9 protein-coding genes and 1 pseudogene are annotated in these 6,000 nt (G+C 41.5%); 1 reads left to right on the top strand and 9 read right to left on the bottom strand.

Annotation, left to right across the window (positions count from 1 at the left end):
* Positions 1-332: 332 nt before the first annotated feature.
* A pseudogene (locus UQ64_RS03640) lies at positions 333-626 on the top strand (IS110 family transposase); the annotation flags it as partial.
* A 100-nt stretch (positions 627-726) separates the two neighbouring features.
* Here UQ64_RS03640 and UQ64_RS03635 read toward each other — a convergent pair.
* From UQ64_RS03635 to UQ64_RS03605, 9 genes are all read right to left on the bottom strand, one after another.
* Positions 727-936: a phage holin family protein gene (locus tag UQ64_RS03635; protein ID WP_342447569.1), complete on the bottom strand. Its 210-nt coding sequence runs from the start codon at positions 934-936 to the stop codon at positions 727-729.
* 20 nt (positions 937-956) lie between these two features.
* Positions 957-1,295, bottom strand: a complete 339-nt coding sequence (locus UQ64_RS03630; protein ID WP_060622147.1) for a hypothetical protein — start codon at positions 1,293-1,295, stop codon at positions 957-959.
* Positions 1,296-1,422: 127 nt separating this feature from the next.
* Positions 1,423-1,935 carry a DUF3189 family protein gene (locus tag UQ64_RS03625; RefSeq protein WP_060622146.1) on the bottom strand — a complete coding sequence of 171 codons (513 nt, stop codon included), beginning with the start codon at positions 1,933-1,935 and terminating at the stop codon, positions 1,423-1,425.
* A gap of 143 nt (positions 1,936-2,078) precedes the next feature.
* Positions 2,079-2,219, bottom strand: coding sequence for a hypothetical protein (locus UQ64_RS31535; RefSeq protein ID WP_209445703.1), 141 nt, complete (start codon positions 2,217-2,219; stop codon positions 2,079-2,081).
* Between the two features lie 405 nt (positions 2,220-2,624).
* A complete protein-coding gene (locus UQ64_RS03620) occupies positions 2,625-3,428 on the bottom strand; it encodes an undecaprenyl-diphosphate phosphatase (RefSeq protein WP_060622145.1) in 804 nt (267 codons plus the stop codon).
* 301 nt (positions 3,429-3,729) lie between these two features.
* Positions 3,730-3,951: a hypothetical protein gene (locus UQ64_RS30645; protein ID WP_156417435.1), complete on the bottom strand. Its 222-nt coding sequence runs from the start codon at positions 3,949-3,951 to the stop codon at positions 3,730-3,732.
* Positions 3,952-4,269: 318 nt separating this feature from the next.
* Positions 4,270-4,656: a head-tail connector protein gene (locus UQ64_RS03615; RefSeq protein WP_060622144.1), complete on the bottom strand. Its 387-nt coding sequence runs from the start codon at positions 4,654-4,656 to the stop codon at positions 4,270-4,272.
* Positions 4,634-4,954: a hypothetical protein gene (locus tag UQ64_RS03610; RefSeq protein WP_060622143.1), complete on the bottom strand. Its 321-nt coding sequence runs from the start codon at positions 4,952-4,954 to the stop codon at positions 4,634-4,636. Before UQ64_RS03610 ends, UQ64_RS03615 begins: the two co-directional genes overlap by 23 nt.
* Positions 4,955-5,110: 156 nt before the next feature.
* Positions 5,111-5,899: a helix-turn-helix domain-containing protein gene (locus UQ64_RS03605; protein WP_060622142.1), complete on the bottom strand. Its 789-nt coding sequence runs from the start codon at positions 5,897-5,899 to the stop codon at positions 5,111-5,113.
* Positions 5,900-6,000 lie beyond the last annotated feature (101 nt).

Genomic DNA, 6,000 nt, shown 5'->3' with positions numbered 1-6,000 from the left:
TTTTGGCATGCTCATTTTAACTATACCACATGATTTAAAATCACTTTACTGGTAATGTTGACAAGCTATTAGCTGGTATAGCCATACATGCAGCGCAAGCGCTGCACCACAGATGATGAAAATGGTTATATCTGCTAATACTGCTACTATGGCTGGGAGAGGAAGGTCGATAAGCTATGGTGCCTACGAGCCCATCCGTTAGTCTGATTCCAACGATCACGGTGCATCACAGATTGTCGCTCCCTATTGGGAAGCACTCATGGGAGATTAATCCTACTCTGATTGTTGCACCAGCCTCTTATCTAATTTAGCCGTAGAGAGGATGCTTTAAGGTGGAAATCGTAGTTGAACGGGCATGTGGTATGGATATTCATAAGGATAATATTACCGCATGTATTCTAACGTCTAACGGAAAGGAGATTCAAACGTTTTCAACTAAAACTGTGTTGTTTCTATTACAATTAATTGACTGGATTAAACAACATGAGTGTACTCACGTTGCTATGGAAAGCACGGGTGTATTTTGGAAGCCTATTGTTAATTTACTTGAAGCCGAAGGAATTGAATTTTTAGTGGTAAATGCCCAGCATATGAAAGCTTTGCCTGGGCGTAAAACAGATGTCAAGGTTATTTATACAGAAATGGTTCCGTTAAATGATGCACAGTACGAAGAAATGTAGATACAAACTGCTCACTAGACAAATCTAAAAAGAGCCCATACCTTCTTCATTGTTCATTTCCCTCCTTCGCTTTAGCAGTTTGTTTAACCAGTTGATTATCGTACACAGCAACTGCACTACATAAAATCGCCTGTAGTACACTATCCACGTTTATTCCAGTAGTCAATACAACTAGGATGGTTGCAGCTAAAGTAACTGTGTAAATAATTGTCCAATCAGGTACCTTTGGAGTTTGTTTAAGGATATACCCAATCACCCCGCACACGGCGACAACCATCAGCAATTCTGGTTTTTACAAAATTCGCAACTGCATTCCATTCCATAACAGAACATCCTCTCTATTCTTCGATTTTGCCAAGCGCTTATGGCTTGCTTGGTAGACTCTTCAACTCGTGTCACTCGTTCTGGTAATGCATCAAATCGTCTTACCTGGTCTTTTAACTCAAACCGAACATCATCAACGCCATGCTTGATGTACTCAACGTCTGTACGCAAGGCTGCACCGCTGCCAGCCTCCTGAGCAACATCTTCTTTAAAGGCAGATGTCCGAGTTACCCACCCAAGCACAACTCCACTTACTGCTGCGACTATTGCTGTGATTGTTGTAATCTCCACTCCCGTTCCCCCGTTCTCTCCCTCAACATAAAAACCCCCGGACAGTGTCCGAGGGCAAAATAAAAGACACGCCTATTGAGACGTGCCTTGCTGCGCAGTATGTTCCTTATGAACCTTTGAAAAATTATTACTTATAGACTTCATTTTCTAAAATAATAACTTGTTCCTCATTGGAGGACTTCCCTATTTGTTTCGTATTTTCAACCAATCGAAATATATTATCACAACATTGCTTAGCACCCATTACTAATAAAGGAACACCAATAAAATCAATTTTTAATCCCCTTGAGAAGAACCCTCCGATTGACATCGGGATGGGCACCGTGGGTGAAGTATTAGAGAATATTATTTTTTCTTCAAAATGATGTTTTCTTTCTAGTAATAAGCTTAATTCTCTTAATGCTGGGACTACAAGTTTTGATGACTTCCTACCGATTGTATAAACGGAGTCTCCATTTTCATCAATTCCGTGAAAAATAATCTTACCAGAATCATTTTTCGTTAACTTATTAAAAAATTTAACATTCAATATTTCCTCTGTAGTTAATTTTCGCTCAGACTGAGTAATTTGTTTTAAATGATAAGCTGCTGCCAAAGCTGTTGTATGTGTCCCACCATAATCATTATAGATATAAATCATATTATCATCCTTCATATTTTTTCTATTATGATTATATCCATTTTTTTATGATGTAATTCGTTTAATTTAATTTCAAACCCTAATTACACAGTATGGTCCTACTCCCTTACCCTATTTAATTAAAACCCTATAACCCACTACCGTTACGCCATTCTCGCAGCCAATTCCAACTCGTCTACAAGTAAACCAGATTCCTTGAACCGCTCGGACTGATCCGCCATATCAACTGCTTTGTTTGGCTGGCCCCATTCGGCTTGATACCGATAGGACACGAGACTTCGCAACCGCCTGCAGCTCCACATACGCGCCTAGTCTATTCCGTTGTATCGACATTCACTGTTTCCTCCTTTTTTGTCAATCCCAAATAGGCCTACACCTTTTGAATAACTTCCTGCTGAGACAGCAGGGTATCTTCCTCACAATCAAAAAGAGCGCCGGCAATTTCAAAGCGTTCCCGCTTCAAAACCACTGCGCTCTCAATCCATTCCTGCTTTGTTTGCTTGTTCAGGTCATTTAAAATAACATCAAATGCCCTGGCAAATCTGTTTTTTTAGGTTCATGCTTTAAATATTCCTCCCTTTTTCCGAACCAAAAAAACCGCCTTTCCCTAGGCGGTTAATGCCGTACTATCATTCACCGTTAGCATATGATTGTGAGAAAGATTCCTATAACAATCAAATAAAAACTAGTTACTGTATGACGATTAAATAGAAGAGAGCTGCTAAAACAAACCGGTATAGAGCAAACCATTCCAGTCGAAGTCGCTTAATCAGTTTGATGAACGTCACTACTGCAATCATTGCCACAAGAAAGGATGTCGCAAAGCCAATTAACATTAGAATCAAATCATCAGAACTCAACAAATCACGACTATCGTACAAATCCAACAAGCTTGCACCAAACATAACTGGCACGGAAATAATGAATGTAAAATCTGCAGCAGCTTTTTGGCTAGTGCCAAGCAACAGGCCGCCTGAAATCGTCGAACCTGATCTCGAAAATCCCGGCCATAACGCCAAGCATTGAAACAGACCAATTCCGAAAGCCTGTTTATAATTAATCCCATCAATAGTATCAGCGGTTTCAGTTCGCCTATTCCGTGCTGCAATGATCATCAATACACCACCAACAACTAGACCGATCAAAACAGGGGTTGGGCCGAATAATTGGCTTTTTATGGTGTCCTTGAAGAGAAGATATAGGATTAATGCTGGTAACATAGCCAAAATCATATGAATGACATTTAATCCTTTGCTTTTGGAAAAATCCATTCTAATCATATTAGCCCCAATCTCCAAATACCTTTTCCAATAAAGAATTAGAACTGCCATCACTGCACCCAACTGAATAACAATTTTAAAAGTTATTGCAGCATCTCCCTCAAAGCTAAGCAAATTGCCTGCTAAAATAAGATGTCCAGTAGATGATACTGGTAAAAATTCAGTTAAGCCCTCTATTATGCCAAGTATTATTGCTTTAATTACATCAGTCATCAGTGGATAGTCCCCTTTCGGAAATAAGAACATTTAATTTCCAGTATAAGGGAGACACGTAAACTTCCCCATCGATTAACATAACAATATTCAATTCAGAATGACATAATTGTCACATTGAATTATTTCAGTCTTAAGTAACGACTTTATTAAACTATCATTCCTGTTAGCTTAACAAGAAAATCAAACATTAAACTCAGCTTGGATCTATAAAAAACTCGTTTATCTTCTGAACATGCAGCAGGTACGAATACCGAAAGGTAACTTCCATCCGATCATTCTGCGGCCGCGTGCGCGGAGCCTAAATCACCATCATAATTTCAAAGCGCTGAGAAACCACACAGAACCGTCGCTGGCGGAGGTAACGGAAGAAGGGAGATAAGTCCAAGGAGATCGGTTCCCATGCCTCCTCTACCACATTTCGGTCGATGTCGTAATGAAAGACTAACCCTACATCCTCAACAATTCGGTCTGGCCGCGACGTGTGTGCTTTATCGGATACCAAATCCGTCGTCAAAATCATCCATGTTCACTGCCTTTTACATCACAAGTGACCAATTACTCACGTCAGTAACGGCGTGGGTTAGAGTCAATCACCAAATATTTTCTTCCAAATAACAACACTTCGTCGCTGATTCGAACGTCTACTGTCTTCGGAACCCCAATCGCCTTTTTGACAATGTATATGACAGGGTTGTATTCTGCCTTGGCATCAGTTTGCGTCTAACAACGAAACATTTCAAATCTGCGATCTTCCCTGCCTTCCGATCGCTGAATAGGTTGTCCGCATCCTGCTGGCGACCGACCCGGTACACTACCAGCGGTGTATTCATGCGGTGATTCATAGCAAATAGGCCGTGATGTTTCCATCATCCGGCCCGGGCTGCTGCTTCTTGACCCACAGGAAGAGGATAGAGTCCACATCAGCATTGCCTGTGGTCTTCCCTTCAACTGCCTGTCGGGTATATGTCCAAGCTCCGTCACTTTCCGCTGAGTAGCCGCGGGCGACTGAAGCCAGGTATTCTTCGCTATCTTGTAGAGCCAGCCACTCCGCAAGCTTCACCCAGGCCAACATGAGCTGCTTGTCTACCATCTCTGGAAAAGGAACAGGTAAATACAACTCGATCCGGGTCAGTGCATCGTCTATATACTGCTCAAGCTGTTCACCAGTTGCCTCCTGCACGGCGCTGACGCGGCTACGGTTCTTAAGGAGTGTCGCTGTCAGCATCCAGCACACCGCCGCCTTCCAGTGCCTTCAGGGCGGCGATCAACTCCGGCTTCTTCTGATCCGCCAAACCTTCGTTGGCTTTCTGCGCTTTGATAATGGCGAACGGTACACCGTTGACCCCCTTGTCTACCAGGGAGATGTGCGTGATCTTTGCTTCTTTCAGTTTAAATGTTATTTTCTCACCTTCTTTCAATAAAATAGAAGCTATTATTAGATGACTCCTTGCAAATTGTAATGGCGTCAAACTTCGTAAAATAAATAATAGACTGACCCTAATAATAGAAGCAGCGGCAATCATGGACAAAAAACATCCTAGACTACCGCTGTTTTTTTAACTATCGTTTCCATTAGCATAATGTTCTTAGCTAATTTACTTTCTTAACTAGGATTCGTTACATATTGTTAACAATAGAAATCTGCCAAATGTTATACATTGATTTAAGTGCCAAGCTTTTTATTCGGCCAACTTTTTTCTGATTTTTCTCCAGAAGCCGTTATTCCTCCGATTAATATGATTCTCATTGTAGATCAGCAGACTATAGGAGGACCACATAGTAGATGTTCGAATAATTACATTTGCGCCAATAGCGATCAAAATAACACAAATAGGATAATAAGGGACTAACGCGCCTTCGGAGATCCCCCTTCTTTCTAGCAAAAAGCCCATTCCGCCTACCGCTACCATGCTAGCACCCACGATGATCACAGTTGCGTACCTACTTTTCAATCTATTCAAACGCTCAGTCAATTGCTTTACATAACCTTGATCCAATATAAGAGGCTCTTTATCCAGCACATGGTACCTTTCCTCGTCTTTCAGTATAGCGGACACGAGAACAACGACACCCCCTGCCGCCAACAGAATGATAATAAGAACCGAATAAATGACTGATTCCTTCCGAAGCATCAAATATGGCAAAAAAGACATAATTAGCAGGAACACGCCTGTCGCAATGCGATTGGATGACTTTTGCTGATGAATCAAATACCCTTCCGCCATCTCTTGGCTGACATAATACCCAAGCTCTTTAACGCTGCCCTTTACCTCTCCCTCCTTTAGCAAATAATCGATGGACACCTCGAACAAGTTTCCAATCATAAGCAGCTTTTCGGTTTCGGGAAACCCTTGTCCGTTTTCCCACTTGCTGACTGCCTGTCTGGTTGTGCACAGTTTTTCGGCCAGCACTTCCTGGGAATAACCTTTTTCTTTTCTAAGTTGCAACAATTTTTCACTAAAAGACATTGGCTTACTCTCCTTTGCTATATATTTCCTTAATTATAGAAAAACAATGGAGTCAATGCTATATGATTGAGGTTGCGTTTGCGCCACTTGCAGTTGCAAGT

Source organism: Paenibacillus etheri, assembly GCF_001012825.1.
GTDB lineage: Bacteria > Bacillota > Bacilli > Paenibacillales > Paenibacillaceae > Paenibacillus_AQ > Paenibacillus_AQ etheri.
Note: the sequence above shows the minus strand (reverse complement) of the source record. Positions and strands in the feature narration are given on the sequence as shown.

Coding starts and splice junctions, on each gene's coding strand:
- UQ64_RS03625 (WP_060622146.1), bottom strand. CDS start 1,935: ATGATTTATATCTATAATGATTATGGTGGGACACATACAACAGCTTTG.
- UQ64_RS03620 (WP_060622145.1), bottom strand. CDS start 3,428: ATGACTGATGTAATTAAAGCAATAATACTTGGCATAATAGAGGGCTTA.
- UQ64_RS30645 (WP_156417435.1), bottom strand. CDS start 3,951: ATGATTTTGACGACGGATTTGGTATCCGATAAAGCACACACGTCGCGG.
- UQ64_RS03615 (WP_060622144.1), bottom strand. CDS start 4,656: ATGCTGACAGCGACACTCCTTAAGAACCGTAGCCGCGTCAGCGCCGTG.
- UQ64_RS03610 (WP_060622143.1), bottom strand. CDS start 4,954: ATGATTGCCGCTGCTTCTATTATTAGGGTCAGTCTATTATTTATTTTA.
- UQ64_RS03605 (WP_060622142.1), bottom strand. CDS start 5,899: ATGTCTTTTAGTGAAAAATTGTTGCAACTTAGAAAAGAAAAAGGTTAT.